Here is a 20264-nt window from a genome sequence, read left to right as displayed (position 1 = left end):
GTCTTGTCCCCGGTTCCTTCCCGCCGGGCCAGTCTCGCGGGCAGAGCGTGTTCCTGACTGATGGCAAAGGAGCCACACTCATGAGACGAGGCTTGCTGCTTCCGGAGGACGCGCCGCTCCGCGACGGAGGCCGGCTCTCCCCGGTGGTCGCCGCATGACCCCCGCGATCCGCCGGTCTGAGCGCCGCACACAGGTCTCGACGGCCGGGTGGCGGGCTTCGTGCATCGTGCTCGCCACGCTGTGCGGGATGACCAGCGCGGCGCCGACGTCACCGGACTCCCGCTCGGACGACATCGTGTCGGCCGTCAGGGCGGCGCCCGCCACCGTCTGGCGGACAGCAGAGGTAACCACGGCGCGCCTGACCACGCAGGCGCACGGGTGGACGCTCAGGGAGCGTACCGAGGCCCTCGCGGTCGCCGGGTCAGCGGTCCAGGTGGGCGACCGTGCGGCCGAGGCGGTCACCTCCGCCGCGATGGAGCCTGGCTCCGTCGCCGAGGTCGGAACGGCGTACACCGGCTCACCGGGCGGAGCGTCCCTGGAGACGACCGCCGTCGACGTGCAGGCGCTCTCGGCCGCCCGGACCCACCTGAGCGGTCTGGTCACGCAGGCCACCGCTGGGTGGGGTCAGCCGACCGGATGGGCCCGTGTGGCTGGCCCCGACGAGATCGCACGGGCGGTCGTGGCGGCTAGGCGGTTCTCCCACGAGCTCCTGGACGTGGCCGCCGACGTGTCCGTGCTCGCCCTGCGGGTCGAGCAGTCCCTCGTGTCCGAGCCCGAACCACAGGGCGTGCCGGCCGACGAGAGTGCCCTCAGGCTGCAGCGCTCCGCTGCGACCGCGGACGCCTGGCCGAACGGCGCCATCCCTCTCGGCGTCCTGTGCTCGCCCGACGCCGCCCCGGGAATCTTCCTGCGCTGCGACGCGGCCGAGGCGCTCGATCGTCTCGCCCGCGCCTACCGGGCCGCGAACGGCCGGGAGCTGCGTGTCTACAGCGGCTACCGCAGCTACGAGAGGCAGGCGGCGATCAAGCAGCAGCACGGAGGGTTGGCCGCGGCTCCAGGCAGGTCGAACCACGGTCGCGGGATCGCGATCGACCTCTACGACATGGGTGGTCTCGGCCAGTTCGACGCGCCAGGCTACCTGTGGATGAAGGCACACGCCCCCGCCTTCGGCTGGTACCACCCTCCCATGATGGAACCGGGGGGACGCGGCCCGAAAGAGCCGTGGCACTGGGAGTTCGGGACGTGGAGCGGCTACGACGACGGCGGGAGCACCGGCGCGCCCCCGGAGCCCGGTAGCGGACTGCCCCCGTGGATCCGGTCGGACCGGCCCGTCGCTGGTCCGACCGTCGAGCAACCCTCACCAGCGGAGACGTCCGGCCCCCCACGACCCGTGGTCCCCTCGATCCCGCCGAGCGCCGAGCCGCCGACACCGCCTGCAGCGCCCGCTCCCCCGGGACCGAGCACGCCACCGGCCGAGGCGCCACCACCGACAGAGCAGGACCCGCCTCAGGAACCTCCACCAGACGGGGAGAACCCACCCTCCGAGGAAACCCCGCCCTCCGAAGAGAACCCACCTGCCGAAGAGAACCCACCCACCGAAGAGAACCCACCCTCGGAAGAGAACCCACCCATCGGGGAGTGTCCGCTCGCTGACGAGGACGTGCCCGCGGAGGACGGTGCAGACGCCGAGGTCCCGGCTCGTGAGAGCGAGTCGCTCGAGGCGGACGCACCCGTGGGCAGCGCATCCCCTGATGGGAGTCCGCCGGCCGAGGTGCCCCCAGCACGTGCGGGGCTCCCGGGTTCAGAAGGCCCTCCGTCCGGTGCTCAGACGCCGTCGACCGATGGCACCGGTCCGATCCCGCCGGCCGAGGCCGGAGCATGTGAGGTCGAGCGGAGCTAGATGTGGGGTGAGCACGAGCGCGGGGATCGGAACCGCGTGGGGTGCACACCACGACACGCCTTCGAGGACCAGGGCGACCCTGCGTGACTGATGGGCATGAAACGCGCGCCGACCTGCGGCTACCTCAGCCGTCGCCCGAACGGGCGATGCGGCACCATTGTCCGCATATGACCTAGCTCTTGCCACCGGCTGCTGACCCGTGGATAGTGGGATCACCGGCCTCCTTCTGAAGCGCTGGCCGGCCAGGCGGGGCAAGCAACGACGCCGCCCCTACCGCCGCCCAGTCGGCACCATCACTGGCACGTGCGCGACGACACAGTGGTCGGCGCGCTGACGACGCGTCCTCAAGGACGAACCGAGGCGACTCGCGTCGACGAATATTGGGGGAACCATGAACCGATTGCTCAGAAGCATGTCCCTGGGGGCCGTTGCCGGGGCGTTGCTCGTGACCGCTCAGCTGCCGCTGGCAGCGACGGCCGCGACCGACGACCCGTCGGACCGAGGTGCGAAGGACGGAGGCGTCTCGACCCAGGCCGTGTTCGACCCCGAGTGGTCCTCGTACACCGCGAACTGGACCAGGGGCCAGGCGCTGAAGATCGCCCCGGACTCGACCAACACGACACCACGCATCCCGAACGAGTTCCCGATCATGACGGACGAGGTCTGGGTCTGGGACACCTGGCCGCTGACCGACCTGAACATGGAGCCGATCGCCTTCGGGGACTGGAACGTCATCTTCTCGCTCGTCGCGCCGCGGGACATCTTCTTCGGTGACCGGCACTGGCAGGCCAAGATCGGGTTCTTCTACTCCCAGGACGGGCAGAGCTGGACCTACGGAGGGGAGGTCTTCCCCGAGGGCTCCTCGTTCGGCTCCCGGGAGTGGGCGGGCTCGACGATCATCGACGACGACGGAACCGTCCACGCCTTCTACACGGCATCGGGCCGCGACGACGGCGGCATCGACCCCACCGACGCCCTCCAGCGGCTTGCCCACTCGGCCGGCCAGATCCACGCCGACGACGAACGGGTCTGGTTCACCGGCTTCGAGAACCACACGATCATCGCTGAGGCCGACGGAGACCTGTACCAGACCCTCGAGCAATCCCAGGCCGGTCCGATCATCTACGCGTTCCGTGACCCGTTCGTCTTCCGGGACCCGGTCGACCAGCAGATCTACGCCCTCTTCGAGGGCAACAACGGTGGCGTCGCGGGGACGCACCGGTGCCAGGCGCGGGAGGTCGGCCAGGTGCCGCCTGGGCATGTGGTCCCGCGGGATGCCCGCTTCTACACCGGCAACATCGGGCTCATGAGTCTGGAGAGCGCGGACTTCACGGAGTGGAAGCTCCTGCCCCCGCTGCTGTCGGCGGAGTGCGTCAACCAGCAGACCGAGCGGCCGCACCTCGTGGTCCGGGACGGCCAGTACTACCTGTGGACGATCAGCCACGAGTTCACGTTCGCTCCTGGCCTGACCGGACCGGATGGACTGTACGGGTTCGTGGGTCCGGGTCTGCGCAGCAACTACAAGCCGCTCAACGAGAGCGCTCTCGTCTTGGGCAACCCGGCCGACGCGCCGCTGCAGAACTACTCGCACTACGTCATGCCGAACATGCTCGTCGAGAGCTTCATCGACACCCTGCCCGGCCCGGAGGGCCCGATCTACGGAGGCACGCTGGCGCCGACGCTGGGGCTGGGCGTGGAGGGTTCAGAGACGTGGCTGGAGAGCGTCCTGCCGTTCGGGTACATCCCGGCGATGGCATGGTTCGACCCGGCCCAGGCCGCCGGTGGCGGCTACTGAGCCGCAGAACACTCGGCGACACCGTTGAGCAGCGCTGCTCGACGAACCAGCAGCTCGCGTGAGGGAGGGGGGCGGCCTACCGGCCGTCCCTCTCCCTCGGTGGATAGCACCACCCACCGCTGCCGCGCTGCCGCCCCCGGCCCGTCCGCGCCAGGGGCGGCAGCGCCCGATGGGCGCAATCGGGAAGAGCAGTGGTCGTGTTCCACAGGTGGGCGAACACGCAGACGAGGGTCACGTCTACACAAGAACTGTTGACGTGCAGCGCAGATTGCACGGACACTCCGGTGTACTTTGCACGACCTCGGGCGTGTCATGAACTTCGTGCAAAGTAGGTCGCAGGGCAACCACCGCCCTGGCCGGTCTGCCGGTGAGAGCATCACCCACGACCCACGCGGCCGCTCGAGTGCGCCGCCGCGACTTCTTGGCGAGACGAACGACGGGCCGTACGCTACCCGCGTGACGTCCCCGTTCCCGTCCGACTCCTCTCCGCCCGCCGGGTTCGAGTGCGCCGACTGCGGCCAGTGGCACGCAGACCTGCCGCTGTCGTTCCACACCGTCGCGCCGGCGCTCTGGTCAGACGGCCTCGTAGGGCAACCGGACTGTGAGCTCACGAGCGACGCTTGCGTCATCCACGGCGAGCACTTCTTCATCCGTGGGCTGATCGTTGTTCCGCTCATCGGCCGGGACGAGCACTTCGAGTGGGGCGTGTGGGTCTCGCTGAGCGAGGAAAACCTCTGGGCGACAGCGGACACCTGGGACACACCCGGGCGCGAGACTGCGGACCCTATGTTCGGGTGGCTCTCGACCGAGCTGCCCACGTTCACCGAGTCGACGCTCAACCTCAAGACCATGGTGCATACCCAACCGGTCGGTACGCGACCACTCATCGAGGTCGAGCCGACCGAGCACCCACTCGCCGTCGAGCAGCGCGACGGCCTCACTTGGAACGCCCTGACCGCTCGGATAGGCCAGCTCCTCCCTCACGGATGAGACGGCTCACCGACGATGACAGACAAGCAGTCCATACCCAGAGGGCGTTCACCATGGTCGAACCGGCGTGCTGCTGGGGCCAGGTGGCGTGCGTCGCGACGACCGGGAGGTGAATGCTGGTGACTGTGCTCGAGGAGCAGCTGCGACTGCTGGCCGAGCGCCTGGACGTCTCGGCAGATTGCCTGGAGCATGACAACGATCGATGGGCGATCTACTCACGAGCACTCGAGCATCCAGGCGAGCACGCGTGCCTCATGCGACTGCTTCCCGAGGAGGACGACTTCAGCCTCGTCCATTCCGTCGTAGTCGGGGCGCTCGAGGTGGTGGACGAAGCGCAAGGGCGCGCCTGGATTGACCTTCTGCCTCATGACGATCGAGGGTTCGTCGAGCGGAGGGCGCGTGAGATCGGCGTGCTGAGAAGCTCGGCTCAATCCGCAGCTCATCTCCCAGACGTCGACGCGACGACGATCGACGAATGGTCGGACTGGCTCCAGCGGAGAGTTGCTGCATCACGAGCGACAGCGGAGACCCTCCAGGTGCTGGCCGAACACGGCCGCACGAAGGCGGTGCGGCACGCGGCGCGCGAAAACCTCCGACGCCGGGAGTAGACATGGCAAGCCGCGCTCTCACCACAGCCAGACAGCGCCTTTGCCAAGACACGTGACACTCCATGCCCCAACCATCTCGGCCGCACCCCGCATACTGGTGCACACGTACGTCCACCACGTTGCCGACACCCAAACACTTCGCCACCACCGAGGAGCAACCACCTCGACATCTTCGCCCCATCTAATGGGCAAGATCAGACAAGATCGCGGTCATGTTACATAGATGGGCGAGCGCCCAAAGCAGGTTGCTCGTCCACAACAAAGTGTCGACGTGCAGCGCAGATTGCACGGACACGCCGCTGTACTTTGCACGATCTCGGGCGTGTCGCGGGGTCCGTGCAAAGTAGGTGCACGCCTACCACCGAGCTGTCGTGGGGCCGCGCGGCACCTGAGCGTCCCCGCACCGAGCACATCCGCGGTAAGTGGCGCCCACCAGGGCGCCACTACGGCCCCACCACGCAACAACTACGCGCCAACCTGGGGTCCACCGACCTGACACATCCGCCCCATCAGATGGGCACTATTTGGCAAAATCGCAGTCATGTTACATAGATGGGGGATCGTGCAATGTAGGTTGCCCGTCCGTAGGTTTTGTTGACGTGCAACGCAGATTGCACGGACACGCCGCTGCACCTTGCACGATCTCGGGCGTGTCGTGGGGTCCGTGCAGATTAGGTCGCAGGGACCCCGCGAGAAGTGGTCGGCGCCGACGGATCGGGCGTCACGATGAACGGGCGTCCCCCGCGCGCTCGACGAGGTTGAGCTAGTCGACGCAAACGGCATACTCGGCCTGAGCCCGAACGAGCCACGACGTTCTGTGACGTCTGCCTTCGACGGCTGGCGAACGTCGCGGCTCAGGAGCGTAGAAGCGACGCATTCTTCTACTCACTCGGACCCGACACGGCCCATGCAGCGCGATAAGTTCTGGCGGAGTCGACCGCCCACGGCGACGCTCCGTGCAGGAACTCGAGCGTGTTGCAGGGTCGAGTTGACTTGCGCCGTGCAGCTCCAAGGCCCTGTTGAGGCGATCTCCGAATCGGCTGCAGTCACGTTCTCTTCCGCTAACCACCAGACCGTTACCGGCTAGAGCACTCTCGCGGGGATCCAGTCTTTGTCACGCAAAATGTCGAGCGCCTTGTGAATTTGACCCGGCGTGAACAGGCGCGCCTTGCGCTTGCTCCAACCGCGCACTCCGTCAACGACCTCATCATCGGATCGGCCTACAGCACTCGGGTGGAGGGCGACCCAATGCACAGTTGCCAGTAGTTCTAGTGAAGTAGCCGACTCGAAACCCGCAGTTAAGTCGATCACTCGATCGATCCGCTCAACAGTCGACGGCCGACCCGCGAGGAGCCCGCGGGCGGCCTCCGCGGCACCAGGCAAGAGTCGAAAAGGTTCACTGATCTCGATTCGCTGGCTGCCGTCTCCAAACCCCTCGAGATAGTGCCCTTCGATGTCGCGTAGAACTGCTCGGAGGCCGTCGGCATATGGACCATAGAAGTTTCGCTCATATTTTAGCGAAAGACCCTCGCCAGCCTCCTGAAGGAAATACATCAGTTTCTGTACGGCGATTGGCGCGGCGCCATCGATAGCCAGCGCCGAATAGCGCCTAACCAATTCTATGAGTGCAGCGCGCCCTGGTGTGATTCGTGGTGTGGGCTCGGAAGTTCGCATCTCGGCTGCCGAAGGGGCACCAGTGGGCGGATACATCCGAATGTCCACGTCGTGGAGTACTGAAAGCTTCCGCCGGACGAGCGGCTCAACATCGGACCAGTCCAGCCCACCGTTGCCACACCCTAGTGGTGGCACGGCGATCGATGCGATCCGCTCGCGCCGGATCACCTCGACGAGATCTTCGAGGCCCGATTCGATGTCCTCAAGCTTTGACCCTGAGCGCCAATGGCTCTTGGTCGGGAAATTAATAATGATTCTTGGCCCATCCAGGCGATCGAGGTGCCATACGTGCATGCTGCCGATTGCAATATTTCCCCGTTTCGCGGCGGCGGCATAATCCTTGAACATGGCGGGATAGGCACGCTTGAACTGCAAGGCTATACCCTTGCCCATCACGCCGACCGTGTTGACCGTGTTAACCAGCGCATCAACCGGAGCGTTCAACAAATTGCCCTTGGCTTCAGTGATCATCGGGACCTCCTTCTCCACTAGAAGTACCATCCGGGTCTGACAATTACTGGTGGCGAGTGTCGGTGTCCCGTGAGCAGGTTCTCCACCACTGTCTGCGTCGCTACCGTTCTGGTTACGACAGCCTCCACGGCCGTCCACGGCGCAGAGTCATGGACTAGGAACTCAGCCGCCCGCAGATCAGCGCCGTCAACGTGGTCGGTCCAATACCGGGCGCTGATCACTTCCCAACTGATGTGATCAGCTAGTTCACTCTCGTCGGCAGTAAACTCGGCCAAGTTGAGCGCGGCGTTGCGGTCCGAAGCGATCCAGGCGCAACCAAGTCGAGCAATCGTTGGAACGCTCGAGACCAGATAGACCACGTTGTCAAAACCATCCTGGTACTCATAGTTGTTCTTGCCGAGCGTAAACATCATCGGGCTCCGCGGACCGAAGTACCACGGTACGTAGTCGCCGACGCAGCCCCCAGGACCTACACCCCCGACCCGAAGTGCGAGCCTTCGCTCTCGGATCGCGCTCGAGCCGATCTCGACCTGTGTCCGTCCCCCGCGGCGGCACTCCGCATCCGAACGAAGGCCGTCCGTGACGATGCCAGGAAGGTTTCGCAGGTGCGTGAAGTGGTAGATGCCGATCGGATCGGGCACCCTCGCCATCAGCCCTCCCCACTAGCTTCGACTCCTACGTGACAGACGCACCACCACCAGCATGACATGTCTGCCACGCCTGCACCGGCACCAGCGGTGCGGCAGACCAGTCGATCCGCTCCAGCTCGCCGGAGCGACGAGGCGTCGCTTGGGTTTAGTCGCGATGCTCGAGGGATCTAGCGGCGAGCTCGAGTGCTGCAGCAACGGCCTCGAACTCCGCAAGCGCGGCGGTGAGGTCTTCGACGATCTCGCGGGCGATGACTTCCGGGGCCGGCAGGTTGTCGAGGTCCTCGAGGGAATCGTCGCGCAGCCAGGTGATGTCGAGGTTGGCCTTGTCACGAGCCACGAGCTCCTCGTAGTCGAACGACCGGAAGCGCTCCGACTCCGTGCGCTCCGAGCGCGGCTGACTGGGCGCGTAGCAGGCGACGAACTCGTCGAGGTGCGCGCGCGTGAGAGGGCTCTGTTTGAGCGTGAAGTGCTGGTTGGTACGCAGGTCGTAGACCCAGAGGCGCTCGGTCCAGGGCCGCTCGGCGGCAGGCTTCTTGTCGAAGAACAGCACGTTCGCCTTGACGCCCTGGGCGTAGAAGATGCCCGTGGGCAGGCGAAGCATCGTGTGCAGGTCGAAGTCGCGCAGCAGTCGGCGACGCAGGGTCTCGCCGGCGCCGCCCTCGAACAGCACGTTGTCCGGCAGGACGACGGCGGCTCGGCCGTTGATGTCAAGGATCGTGGCGATGTGTTGCAGGAAGTTGAGCTGCTTGTTGGACGTCGTGACGACGAAGTCCTGGCGTTCGATCTCCAGGTCTTCGCGGGCCTCGCGCCCGTCTGCCCCGACCATCGTCAGGGACGACTTGCGCCCGAACGGAGGGTTGGACAGAACCACCGACCAGCGCCTCCCGGGGTCGGCGATCAGGGCGTCCTTGACCTCGATGAGCGACTCACCGTTGGCGTCGCCGATGCCGTGGAGCAGCAGGTTCATCGCCGCCAGGCGTGCGGTGCCGTCGACCAGCTCGACGCCGTGTGCGAACCCGTCACGCAGGTGAAGCCGTTCGGGCGGGGTCATGGTCGCAGAGTCACGCGCGGCGTACTCATGCGCGGCGAGCAGGAAGCCGGCCGTCCCGCAGGCTGGGTCGACGACCGAGTCGTGCACCGTCGGCTGCACGCAGTCGACCATCGCCGAGATGATCGGCCGCGGCGTGAAGTACTGCCCTGCCCCAGACTTGATGTCCTCGGCACCCTTAGACAGCAGCGACTCGTAAGCGTCGCCCTTGATGTCCGTGCCGGTTTGCGACCACTGCTCGGCGTCGATCAGGTCGTGGATCAGCCGCTTGAGCTTGGCCGGGTCCTGGATCCGGTTCTGCGCCTTACGGAAGATCGTGCCCAGCGTCCCGGGCTGCTTGGCCAGCCCGATCAGTATCCGGGTGTACTCGACCTCGAGCTCAATCCCGTCGGCATCGAGCAGACGCTGCCACGAGAACTCCTCCGGGACGACCCGCTCCGCCTTGATCGGCCGGATCGCGCGCTCGTGCGCCATCTTCAGGAACAACAGGTACGTCAGCTGCTCGGTGTACTCGATCGTTCCGACGCCATCGTCTCGCAGGACGTTGCAGTAGGACCAGAGCTTGTCGACAAGACGACGGGCGTCAGCCACGGATGGAGCCTTTCAGGATGAGCGTCACGCGTCGGCGGAGTCGTCGACGACCAGCAGCGGAGTGAGCGGGATGCGGTTGCGCCAGCGGGCGGCGAGAACCGAGTAGTTCTGCAAGACCAGGGTGATGACGTCCTCGCCGTTGATCAACCGAAGGCCGGTGCGCTGACGCTCGATGGCGCGCGCCTCCTTGCTGTACGACCCGAGGGTGACGAACAGCGACAACTCACCCACGCCCTGCGTACCGATGAGCTGCTGCACCTCCGGAGCGCCGATGGTGCCGGTCAGGTGCTTGCACTGGACCTTGATGAGCGGCGGCTCGATCCCCAGGGGGTCACGGTGCGCGATGACATCCACACCGCCGTCCTGACTGTACGACGTGACGCGAGCCTGGTAGCCGAGCGCACGCAGCAGGTCCGCCGTAAACTCCTCGAACTCGACGTGGGACAGCCCCTTATGCAGCACATCCAGCACGAAGTCCCGCGTGTGCCGCTCGATGCGTGACGCGCGCGGCTCGTCGATACTGCCGTCACCCGACGTGATCTCCGCGACCGCCTCGACGACCAGGGAGACCGCCTCCACCGATGTGTCGGCCGAGTCGAGCGCCGCACGGAACTCCTCGTCGTGCTTGCGGATGCCGAACACGGTGAGGAACGCACCGAGCTCGTACAGCGCGGGCTGGGAGAACACCGTCCGGGGCAGGCCGACCTTCTTCCAGGTCACCGGGCGGCGGTGGCGGTGCGTCTGCGCTCCCGCGACGAACTCGTACGGTCCCGCAACTACCCCGATGTTGATCGTCGAGTCCGGCTTGTACGGCGCCACGACGATGTCCCCGACCTGCATCTCGTCCCGGAAGCGGGTGAGGATGCCCGCCCATCCCGCGATCGCCTGCGGCTTGCGCTCCGGGTACACCGGGGTCAGCGCCGCCTTGAGCGCGTCGCGACTCGCCCCGATTGTCCGCAGGTCACCCAAGTCGTCCCACCCGATGCTCACGAACCCGCCCTCGACCAACTCCGTCGTGAGCGTGTCGTTGTGGACGCCCCACATGCTCCTCATGCGAAAGCCAGTTCCTCGGCGAGGTCGAGGTCGGACGAGCGGCCGGTGAGACGCCCGGAGAATGCGGCAGCGAGGAGAGCACGCCGAAGCGAAGTCGAACGGACCCTGGCAGATCGGGAAGCGAGATCCAGACGCTCGGAAACGTCGATAGCACCCTGAGCCTCGATCAGAGTCGCCCGCTGCTCGCTGATGCCTGGGACGGGCAGGAGTGTCGACCCGATGGCCGACTGGTCGATCTTCGGCATCGAGCCCGCGAGACCCTTGGCCTTCGCCCGGAGGTTGCGATGGGCCCGCTCGGTTCGCAGGGCCAGGGTGAGGTAGCCGGGAAGGACCGCGTCCGTATCGGCGCGCAGCCGGATAAGAAGGTCGGGAAAGATGGCCCAGTCCGCCGGGCCGGTGTACATCGCCGTGGTGCCCACAAGTTCGGGGGTGTTCGACCGCTGGACCAACACGTCGCCAGGCCGGAGCCACAGATCGCGGACACGTGCTGGATCGGCGGACGTGATCTTTGTGAACTCGTTGTCGAACTTGTTCCTTGTCACGGCGGTGAGAGTCAGTGTCCGGATCCCGGGGCCGCTACGCACGGCTGCCGCTGAGTGACCGTTCCGCATCGATTCACGAAGCAGGGCTGAGACCGTAGTCGTGGGCGCGCCGACATGCCACACGATAGCGTCGAGCCGCCCTCTCAACAGCGCCTGTGTTTGTCGTGCAATCCGATCGAGCAGCCGATCTGCAGCGTCGAGGCGGGAGAAATGTTCTTCGAGGATGTCGACTATTCGCACCTGTTCGGACAGTGGGAACACTGGCACCGGAAGTCCAAGAAACCGGTCCTTGGTCAGATTCAGGCCGCTGTCACTGATGCCCGTCTTCATTGCGTTGATCAACTTCTGGGCGCCTGGGCTCAATAGGTACGCCTCGAGGTAGCGGGGGTCAATCGCGGCGGTCGGACGAAATCGGTACATCTTGCCCGAGAGCATCCGGCGCGCCTGCGTCGAGCGAACGAGCGCAGGCACGCCGCATCGACTTCGCGGACCGGCACATGTGAGAAGGAGGTCGCCCTCTCTCACTTCGAGTGCAGGGCGAGGCACCAGCTCGCTGGGGAGTTCTTTGTTCTCGTCCGATGAGAACGCGCCCGCTTGAATCGCGGTCGTCTTCAGGACGCCCCAGCGGTCGTCAGCTGCTGGATGCCGTTCGCATTGCGGGCTCCAGCCTTGTTGAAGCTTGTCCCTGACAGTTCGACCGAGAAGGAGGTCGCCTAGGGATTGGTACGCGATCACGCGGTGAGTTCCTCGTTAAGTTCGGTGATGATTCGGCCAGCGTTGCTGCCGAGGTCGCGGATGATGCCGTCGATACCGCCACGTTCGGTGAACGGAGCGGCGTCGAGGTCGTCGTCGGTCAGGCCAGCGGAAGAGGCGATGACGTCGGCCATCCGGTCGAGCCACCAGCGCTGGGTGTCGGTGTATGTCGCGCCGGCCTGTGATTGTTGCAGGAGCCAGCCGTCGTACCGGGCGCGCACGAGGTCAGCGTAAGGGACAAGCTCGTTGTCCGTGCCGAGGGTGAACCGCAGCAGGGAGACGAGGTCGGTCAGGCGAGTGCGGGCAGTGTGGCGGACGCGGCCGGCCTCGACGGCTTCGTACGCGGCCCAGATGACGTCGGTGGTCCAGTTGTGCGGAGGTCGGGCGATGCGGTCACCGAGCTCCTTGATGGCCTGGAACGGGACGCGACGGGTCTTGGCCTCGTCGAGGATCTGGATGGCGGTGATCTCGTCGCGGTGCTCGGTCAGGTACGCGGTCCAGGACTCGACGATGGAGCGGGCGCGGTCGGGGTCGATGACGCCGTGGGCGTCGAGCAGGACGTCGACGGTGACCTCGTCGATGACGCGGTCGTGGGTCTGGCGGAGCTCGATGATGCGGGCGCGCAGCTCTGGATTGGAGGCGAGAGGTGCGACCGCCGCCTCGACGAGGTCAGTGATGACGTCGGCCGCCTCGCGGCCGGGCTGAGCCTCGATAGCGGCGGCCTGGCGGTCGGCGTCGACGGCGTCGACCAGGTCACGGACCACATGGCGAAGGGGCTGGCCGGCGACGTGGTCGAGCTCACTGCGCTCGTCCGGCGTGAGTTGCAGTTCTAGGGCGGCCAGGCGCGAGCCGAGGGTCGCGGCCTCGGACTCGGTGATGGTGAGGTTGGCCGCCTTGTCGAGCAGCCTCTTGAGGCTGACGCCCTTCTCGCGGTTGAGCGGCGGTTCAACGAAGTCGTGCTCGGTGACCCCGACCGCGTCGACGATGACGAACCTCGTCTTGTCCGTCGCATCGGGCGTGACGGCCTGGAAGTCTGCGGAGGCGATGGTCCGGGCGCCGCGGCCCTTCATCTGCTCGAAGTACTGCGCCGAGCGGACGTCGCGCAGGAAGAACACGCACTCCAGCGGCTTGACGTCAGTGCCGGTCGCGATCATGTCGACGGTCACCGCGATGCGCAGCGACGCCGAGGTCCGAAACGCCTGAAGGTGGCCCTTGGGGTCCTTCGCGGCGTAGGTGATCTTGGCGGCGAAGTCGTTGCCCTTGCCGAACACCTCGCGCACGGTGGTGACGACCTGCTCGGCGTGGGCATCGTCCTTGCAAAAGATCAGCGTCTTGGGGACCGTACTGCGGCCGGGGAAGATCTCGGGGATCCGGTCCCGGAAGGTCTCCAGGACCAGCCGGATCTGCGACAGAGACGTGACCGCTCGGTCGAGCTGGGTGGCGGTGTAGCCGAGGTCCTCATCCAGGGCCTCGAGCCGCTGCACCCGGGTGCGACGGTCGACCTTCGGCACAACGGTGCCCGCCTCGATGGTCGAGCCGTCGGCACTGACCTGGGTGGAGATGCGGTAGATGTCGAAGTCGACGTTCACGCCGTCCGCGACCGACTGCGGGTAGGTGTACTCGCTGACCAGGTTCTGGTGGAAGAACCCGAAGGTCTGCTTGCCGGGCGTGGCGGTCAGGCCGACGATGTGCGCGTCGAAGTACTCCAGCACCCCACGCCACACTCCGTAGATGGACCGGTGGGCCTCGTCGACGATGATCAGGTCGAACGTCTCCGGCGGCAGGTCCGGGCTGTACTGCACGGTGACGGGCGCGTCGGGGACGTAGTCGTCGATGCCCTGGTCGTCGGCGTCCGGGACGTCCTTGCCGGACAGCACCCGGTGGACGCGCTGGATGGTGGAGATCACCACGGATGACGAGGCGAGCATCCCGGCCGACGAGAGCTTGTCGACGGTGTACAGCTCGGTGAACCGGCGGCCGTCGTCGGGGGTGCGGTAGTTCTGGAACTCGGCCAGGGTCTGGTCGGCCAGGTTGTTCCGGTCGACCAGGAACAGGACCCGGTCGAAGCCGCCGTGCTGGAGCAACCGGTACGACTGGGTCACCGCCGTGTACGTCTTGCCGGCACCCGTGGCCATCTGGATCAACGACCGCGCGAACCGCTGCTCGACCAAGGAGCGCTCCACACCCCTGACTGCATCGATTTGCGCGGGACGCAGCGGCGCCTCATCCAGGGCAGGCAGGTGGCGGACCTTCGCCCGCCAGGTCGGGCGATCGGGTGCCGCCTCGGCATCACGGACCTGCCGCGCCAAGGTGCTCGGCATGGGGAACGCGAACAGGCGCCGGGCCCGCGGCTCCGGGTCGTACCCGTTCGTGAAGTGGGTCTCCGACCCCGAGGCCTCGAACACGAACGGCAGCCGTCCCTCGACGACGATCGCCTTCTTCAGATGCGTCTCCGGAAGGCCCGTGGCGTACATCGCGGACTGCCACTCCACACCGGACAGCGTCGTGCCCTGCGGCTTGGCCTCGATCACGCCGACGACTCGGCGGTCGACGTACAGCAGGTAGTCGGCCCGCCCGTGCCCTACCGCCATCACGGTCTCCCGCACAGCGATGCCCGGGCCGGCGAACAGGTTCAGCGCCTTCTTGTCCTGCACCAGCCATCCTGCGGCGGTGAGCTGCTTATCGATAAGGACTCTGGCGCGCTGCTCGGCGGCGAGGCGCGAGGGCTCGTCGGCGGGCATGCGCCCAGTGTAGGGGCCGACGCGGCGCCCGCTGGTCAGAAGGCGAGGGTGGTCTTTCTTCGTTCCCGAGGAGCCCTGCACGTCCCTAGTCTGTTGACGTACGTCGCATATCGCACCGACCCGTCGCTGTACTTTGCGCGCTCCCGGGCGTGTCGCAGGTGCAAAGTAGCACGCGGGCCGACCAGGGCACCGTGCGGCCGAGACATCACTTCCGCGTTGCAACAGCACCTACTGCCCGAACCGTCAGTGAGGGCATTTCCGGATGGGGTTCTGTCCAGCTCGGCGAGGAGGCGGGGGCCTCGTCGATGTCGAGAGTCTCCAGCTCGCCGAGGACCCGTTGGTGCCCCCCCACCCGTGCCTCACCTTTGAGCTGGTCCCGTCGTCACGCAGGTGTTGCACTATGACGGCCTCGGGGTACTGGGCATCTCGAATGACCCCCTGTTCGCGGTCACGAAGGATGAAAGGGCCGACCTCGATCGCAACCGCGATTGCTGTGAGGCCTTACCGTTTCCAGGCAACCTCAGGAACTCGCTGCACCAGTCGCTGGGCCGCAGCCTCGGAGCAGTAGCCGTCGGGCCGCTACTAGCGAGGTGGTTGCGAGTGAGCACCCGAGCGATCCATCGAGGGTCAGCCATGAAACTGTCACGCTGGCGGCCAGTTGGATTCCCCGGCAAAGGTCCGTGTGGCGAGCACCTAGGGGCAGCGACATCGTCTACATTCAGACGCGTGACAGAGCCCCCAAGCTTCACGAGCTGGACGAGCCACGACGTCGGGATCAAGGTACAGACGCCAGAAGAGCTCTTTCGGATCATCAGCCACATCGCCCTGCTCTCCAGCGGCAGGACATACGCGTGGCGCGGGCAACGCGACGCGTCATGGAACTTTGACTCCTTGCTATACCGCGACACTCGGGAGGCTGACGAGACGCGTCCCGTCACTGAGAAGCTTCTCCGGGAACGAGAGTTGGTGATCCTCGACGAGGCTCGCAGGTGGGGTCTGGGCAGAGATCTCGGATCGTCCGCTACAGACATGCACCTCCTTGCTGTGCTCCAGCACCACGGAGTCCCCACCCGACTCATCGACGTGACGTCCAACCCGATGACCGCACTGTGGTTCGCCACGGAGGAGCACCCGCCCGACAAGAGCGGCAGAGTTGCGGAGACCGATGGGGTTCTGTTTGCGGTCGACGTCACGGACACCGATTGGTACCAGACCTTCCAACATGAGGGCAATCAAACCTGGGGCAAGCTCGAAAGCCCAATGTCCGGCGCATACAACACCGCGCTCGAGAAATCAGAATCAAGTGGGATGTTTCGAGCCTTTCCAGCACTCCCCGACGATCGAATGCGAGCCCAAGAGGGGTTTTTTCTAGGCAGCAAGGTTCCGGAGAAACACACTCAGCCTGGAGTGCTCGGCCTGAATCCCATCGGGGCCGCCGCCGGACAGAGCAAGTTGCAGAAGCTGCTTGAGAGCGACCGAGGACGGGGCAGACCGAGCAACCTTCCGTTCTGTGCCGTCGTTATACCGAACACTGTCAAGAGGAAAATTCGCGGGCCGCTCAAACGTACGTATAACAGACGTCGACGAGTACTATTCCCCGATGTCGACGGATTCCGGGATGCACTGAAACGCAACCAACTCGATTAGCAGCTGCCGTTCGCGGGTTGACCACCCGCGACGCCTTTGGGACCACACCCCGACATCTCCGCCCATGCGATCGGCACGCGATTCCGCGCGAGTCCCGCCACGCGGACAAGACGGCACCGGATCCTGCTCTGGGCCCGTCCGGACTCTGCGTATGGTCGTAGTGTCGCCACTCCATCGCACGATCCTTCGACAGCACACAAGCGTGGGAACACAACGCATCGCGACGAGGAGGTCACCTTGGTGTCGAAAGCCAACTGGGCGCCGCTGCCACTCGGCTCAGATCTACTACGTGGTCCAGGACAAATCACGCCAGCCACGATGATGGGTGCACTAGAGATGCTCCCCTTCAACGAGATGTCCTGGGAGGATTTTGAGAGAATTCAGTGGCGAATTCTGAGGGACGTTGAGGGCCTTCGTCATGCACAAATGTATGGGGAACGCGGGCAGCGGCAGATGGGCCTCGACGTGGTGGCGCTCGCGCCCGACGGATCGGGCGTCGCACTGCAGAGCAAGCGATACGCCAGGTTCGGTCCAGCGAACCTTCGGGCGGCGGTGCAAAAGTTTCAGTCAACTCAGCGCCCGTTCGCCGTGGGTCGCCTGATCATCGGTGTCGCGCGAGAGGTGAAAAGCACCCAGTCCGTCGACACCCTCGCCGCGCTGCGTCGTGACCTGGACTCCCTGACGCTTGACGTCTGGGACAAGCGCGAGCTCTCGGAGCTTCTGCGTAGTTCGCCAGCGATCGTGATCGAGTTCTTTGGACATGAGACAGCAAAGCGGTTCTGCCACCAGTTCGAACTTCAGCCCGTCGTTGTTCCCCCCGCTGATGCCGTCAGGATCCGGGAGGCTCTCGCTCGAACACCGGAGGAGGTCACCGGTGCAGCATTACTCCTGAAGCAGGCGCAAGAGACGTCCGGTGACCACGCTCGTGCCCTGGGGTTCCTTGAAGCCGCACAAGAACGGCTTCGCGAGGCTCATTTTCATAGTTACGCGCTGAAACTCGAACCCGAACGAGCTCGGCACCTTGTCGGCCTTGGGCGCTCGGAAGAAGCCACGCGACAAGCACTCGATGAGTTCTGGCGCGCACTCGAACAAGGCGCGGCTACGACGGCTCACATCGCGAAGCAGCGTATCCAGGAGATCGCCGGAGGCCGCAGACCCGGCGGATCGGTGTCAGAGTTCACCCGAGTCGCTCAGGTCGCGGCCGACCTGTACCTCAATCCACTTGGGTACTCACCGCCGGCAAGTGAGCTCGAGGTCGGTGACGACGCCGATCGCCTTTGTTTGGCTGTTCTTGCCGGTGAGACGGCGCTAGCGAACGACAACATCGAATGGCTGCGAACTGAGCTGCCCAAATTGGCCATCCTGACGACAAAGAGCGCGGGGACGCTCGGCTTAAGGACACGCTTGCGCTTGCTGCTGGCCGAGGCAGTTGACGACTGGACCGACATCCTGACTGAATCGCGAAGACTGCTGCTTGGACACGATCTCCTTGCACTGGTCACGGCCCGCTACGCGCGGTCCAGGGCACTGGCCCAGGATTTCGAGGAGGCCGACGCCCTTTGGGACGAGGCAACCGGCGACGCGTGCCTGGCAGAGCGTTGGGCAGACGCGTCCGCCTGGGTCCTCAGCCGTCGTGTCTTCCGTGAACGTTGGAAGCCCTTCACGAGCAACGACCTGCTGTCGCTGAACTCCGCGCTGCACGAGCTCGGGCCTGCGCTAAGGATCGTTCCCATCGTCGAGAACGCCATCGGTCAGGCAACGGAGGATCTAGCGGCGGACAGACTACGTCCTGCGGCTATCTCCGCCCAGAGGGCGCTGCGCGACGCGATCACAACAGGAGATTGGCACGCCGAGGGCAAGGCGCGGCGTGTGCTTGCCTCGATCCTCGCAGAGTCCGATGAGCCGGAACTGGCCGCGCGGCACTTCACAAAAGCGGCGGCCGTGAAGCAGGTCGAGGAGCTGGCCGACGCCTATCCCAACCGGTTCATCGACGTGACCGGTGACCTAGACGCACCCAACTACTGGACCGTCGCGACCGCATATCGCTCGATCGCTAAGCAGGCCGACATTGTGCCGGACGACGTGATCGACTCCCTCGCGGGTCGAGTCCTCGCTGACCTCGAAGCCGCGGAACACGGCGATCTCATCGACCTGGTTTTCGGGCCGACGTCGCGTTATCTGAGCGCGGTGCAGGCACTAGCGGGCATCGCGGCACGACTCACGCCGGCGAATGCCGACCGTGCACTGTCGCACTTCGAACGCCAGCCGCCCGTCGAGAAGGACAGCTTTCGCTATCACGATCGCAACGAGGCGATCGTGGTCGGAGGGATCGCGGAGACACAGCCCGGCCTCCGGTCTCGAGCTGTCGTGCATCTCGTCGCGCTGCTGCACCGGTCTCAAGAGGCACGGGTCAGCGAGAGCCTCGCGGTGGTCGACGCACACCTCGATATCGCTAAGGAGCAGGTCAAGATGCTCGCAGACGGCGGAAGCGCCTGGGCCCAAGAGGTCCTTGCTTCACGGGACCCGAATGACGTCTCCCCAGAGGTGGCCGCGGCAGCCCTTGAGTACCTTGTCTCTCCGCTCGTGCACCACCCAGGTATCTACGCCGTCGGGACCCGAGCCGTGCAACAGTCGGTACTTGTCAGTGCGCTAGAACCCGAGCAGCTCGAACCTGCGCTTGGCGAGCTCCTGCGGCGCGCGAGCGATCCACGGGTCGGTACCGGCGACCGCGGTGACTACCTGCTCGCTGCCTCAAACATCGCCGGCAAACTGTCAGAGAGCGCCCGGAGTAGGTACTACGAAGACGCGATGCGCTGCGCGTCGTCCCCCACGACGTCGGAACACGACGAGATGAACGACCAGTTCAGACACAAGCTCGGGGCTATGCGCATGACAGGCTCGAGACCTGACAGTCGAGGCAAAGCCCTGTTCCTTGCAGCGCAGCTCGCGACCACTTCAACGCAACGTTCGCGAATCAAGGACCAGGCCTTTGCGCTCCTCGGCCCAGACAACAGCTCGGGCTACTGGCCCACCAGGGCGTTGCAATATCTCGGCAAGGCGGTCAAGCGCGACATCGGATTACTGGCTCATCCCAATCGAGGGTGTAGTCGCGGTGGTGGGGTCCGCGGCGGGGTAGACGTCGAGGTTCCCTGATGATGGGAGTTCCTACACTGCCCATCCAGAGAACCTCGACATGTCTGACGCTACCTTCGCCTGCCCTGATCTGACCACGTTCTGCCGTCTTGACGAGCTCGGTCTTGTCGTGGTCGGCCAGCGCCTCGACCCCGACCGCGGAATCCTCGCGTGCCGGGTTCTCGAACCTGACCAGTGGTGCCGCCGGTGCGGCTGCGAGGGCAGGCCGCGCGACACTGTCGTCCGGCAGCTGGCTCACGAACCGCTCGGTTGGCGACCCACGACCCTGCTGATCAGGGTCCGCCGGTATCGGTGCACCGGTTGCGGGCACGTGTGGCGCCAGGACACCAGCCGGGCGGCCGAGCCGCGAGCCAAGATCTCGCGCCGCGGGCTGCGGTGGGCGCTGGAGGCGATCGTGGTGCAGCACCTGACGGTTGCCCGGGTTGCTGAAGGGCTCGGGGTCGCGTGGGACACCGCCAACGACGCCGTGCTGGCCGAGGGCAGACGGGTCCTGATCGATGATGAGCACCGCTTCGAGGGCGTGAAGGTTCTCGGCGTCGACGAGCACGTGTGGCGCCACACCCGCCGCGGTGAGAAGTACGTGACCGTGATCATCGACCTGACCCCGATCCGCGACGGCACAGGTCCAGCACGGCTCCTCGACATGGT

Annotated in this window: 12 protein-coding genes and 1 pseudogene; 7 read left to right on the top strand and 6 right to left on the bottom strand. The window is 65.7% G+C overall.

Annotated elements, in window-relative coordinates; all coding sequences use genetic code 11:
• Positions 1-247: 247 nt before the first annotated feature.
• From ABKW26_RS18485 to ABKW26_RS18470, 4 genes are all read left to right on the top strand, one after another.
• A complete protein-coding gene (locus tag ABKW26_RS18485) occupies positions 248-1900 on the top strand; it encodes a D-alanyl-D-alanine carboxypeptidase family protein (protein WP_348595550.1) in 1653 nt (550 codons plus the stop codon).
• A gap of 445 nt (positions 1901-2345) precedes the next feature.
• On the top strand, positions 2346-3695 hold the full coding sequence (locus ABKW26_RS18480) for a glycoside hydrolase family 68 protein (protein ID WP_348595549.1): 1350 nt from the start codon (positions 2346-2348) through the stop codon (positions 3693-3695).
• A 456-nt stretch (positions 3696-4151) separates the two neighbouring features.
• Positions 4152-4685: a DUF2199 domain-containing protein gene (locus ABKW26_RS18475; protein ID WP_348595548.1), complete on the top strand. Its 534-nt coding sequence runs from the start codon at positions 4152-4154 to the stop codon at positions 4683-4685.
• A gap of 119 nt (positions 4686-4804) precedes the next feature.
• Positions 4805-5293, top strand: coding sequence for a hypothetical protein (locus tag ABKW26_RS18470; RefSeq protein ID WP_348595547.1), 489 nt, complete (start codon positions 4805-4807; stop codon positions 5291-5293).
• A 1083-nt stretch (positions 5294-6376) separates the two neighbouring features.
• Here ABKW26_RS18470 and ABKW26_RS18465 read toward each other — a convergent pair.
• The 6 genes from ABKW26_RS18465 to ABKW26_RS18440 form a co-directional block, all read right to left on the bottom strand.
• On the bottom strand, positions 6377-7438 hold the full coding sequence (locus ABKW26_RS18465) for a macro domain-containing protein (protein ID WP_348595546.1): 1062 nt from the start codon (positions 7436-7438) through the stop codon (positions 6377-6379).
• A 17-nt stretch (positions 7439-7455) separates the two neighbouring features.
• Positions 7456-8088: a DUF4433 domain-containing protein gene (locus ABKW26_RS18460; RefSeq protein WP_348595545.1), complete on the bottom strand. Its 633-nt coding sequence runs from the start codon at positions 8086-8088 to the stop codon at positions 7456-7458.
• Positions 8089-8233: 145 nt separating this feature from the next.
• On the bottom strand, positions 8234-9727 hold the full coding sequence (locus ABKW26_RS18455) for a class I SAM-dependent DNA methyltransferase (protein WP_348595544.1): 1494 nt from the start codon (positions 9725-9727) through the stop codon (positions 8234-8236).
• Positions 9728-9751: 24 nt separating this feature from the next.
• Positions 9752-10780, bottom strand: a complete 1029-nt coding sequence (locus tag ABKW26_RS18450) for a restriction endonuclease (protein ID WP_348595543.1) — start codon at positions 10778-10780, stop codon at positions 9752-9754.
• A complete protein-coding gene (locus ABKW26_RS18445) occupies positions 10777-12057 on the bottom strand; it encodes a hypothetical protein (protein WP_348595542.1) in 1281 nt (426 codons plus the stop codon). Before ABKW26_RS18445 ends, ABKW26_RS18450 begins: the two co-directional genes overlap by 4 nt.
• The gene (locus ABKW26_RS18440) at positions 12054-14816 is read right to left on the bottom strand and encodes a DEAD/DEAH box helicase family protein (protein WP_348595541.1); all 2763 of its coding nucleotides are present in this window, start codon (positions 14814-14816) and stop codon (positions 12054-12056) included. Before ABKW26_RS18440 ends, ABKW26_RS18445 begins: the two co-directional genes overlap by 4 nt.
• A gap of 726 nt (positions 14817-15542) precedes the next feature.
• Here ABKW26_RS18440 and ABKW26_RS18435 point away from each other — a divergent pair.
• From ABKW26_RS18435 to ABKW26_RS18425, 3 genes and pseudogenes are all read left to right on the top strand, one after another.
• A complete protein-coding gene (locus tag ABKW26_RS18435) occupies positions 15543-16463 on the top strand; it encodes an FRG domain-containing protein (protein ID WP_348595540.1) in 921 nt (306 codons plus the stop codon).
• Positions 16464-16703: 240 nt separating this feature from the next.
• Positions 16704-19616, top strand: coding sequence for a hypothetical protein (locus tag ABKW26_RS18430; protein ID WP_348595539.1), 2913 nt, complete (start codon positions 16704-16706; stop codon positions 19614-19616).
• Between the two features lie 40 nt (positions 19617-19656).
• Positions 19657-20264 (top strand): annotated as a pseudogene (locus tag ABKW26_RS18425) (ISL3 family transposase); the annotation flags it as partial.

The sequence above is a fragment of the Sanguibacter sp. 25GB23B1 genome (genome assembly GCF_040012415.1).
GTDB lineage: Bacteria > Actinomycetota > Actinomycetes > Actinomycetales > Cellulomonadaceae > Sanguibacter.
Note: the sequence above shows the minus strand (reverse complement) of the source record. Positions and strands in the feature narration are given on the sequence as shown.

Bases quoted from the DNA above. Each gene is read 5' to 3' on its own strand.
- ABKW26_RS18440 (WP_348595541.1), bottom strand. From the start codon at position 14,816: ATGCCCGCCGACGAGCCCTCGCGCCTCGCCGCCGAGCAGCGCGCCAGA.
- ABKW26_RS18460 (WP_348595545.1), bottom strand. From the start codon at position 8,088: ATGGCGAGGGTGCCCGATCCGATCGGCATCTACCACTTCACGCACCTG.
- ABKW26_RS18465 (WP_348595546.1), bottom strand. From the start codon at position 7,438: ATGATCACTGAAGCCAAGGGCAATTTGTTGAACGCTCCGGTTGATGCG.
- ABKW26_RS18450 (WP_348595543.1), bottom strand. From the start codon at position 10,780: ATGAGGAGCATGTGGGGCGTCCACAACGACACGCTCACGACGGAGTTG.
- ABKW26_RS18485 (WP_348595550.1), top strand. From the start codon at position 248: ATGACCAGCGCGGCGCCGACGTCACCGGACTCCCGCTCGGACGACATC.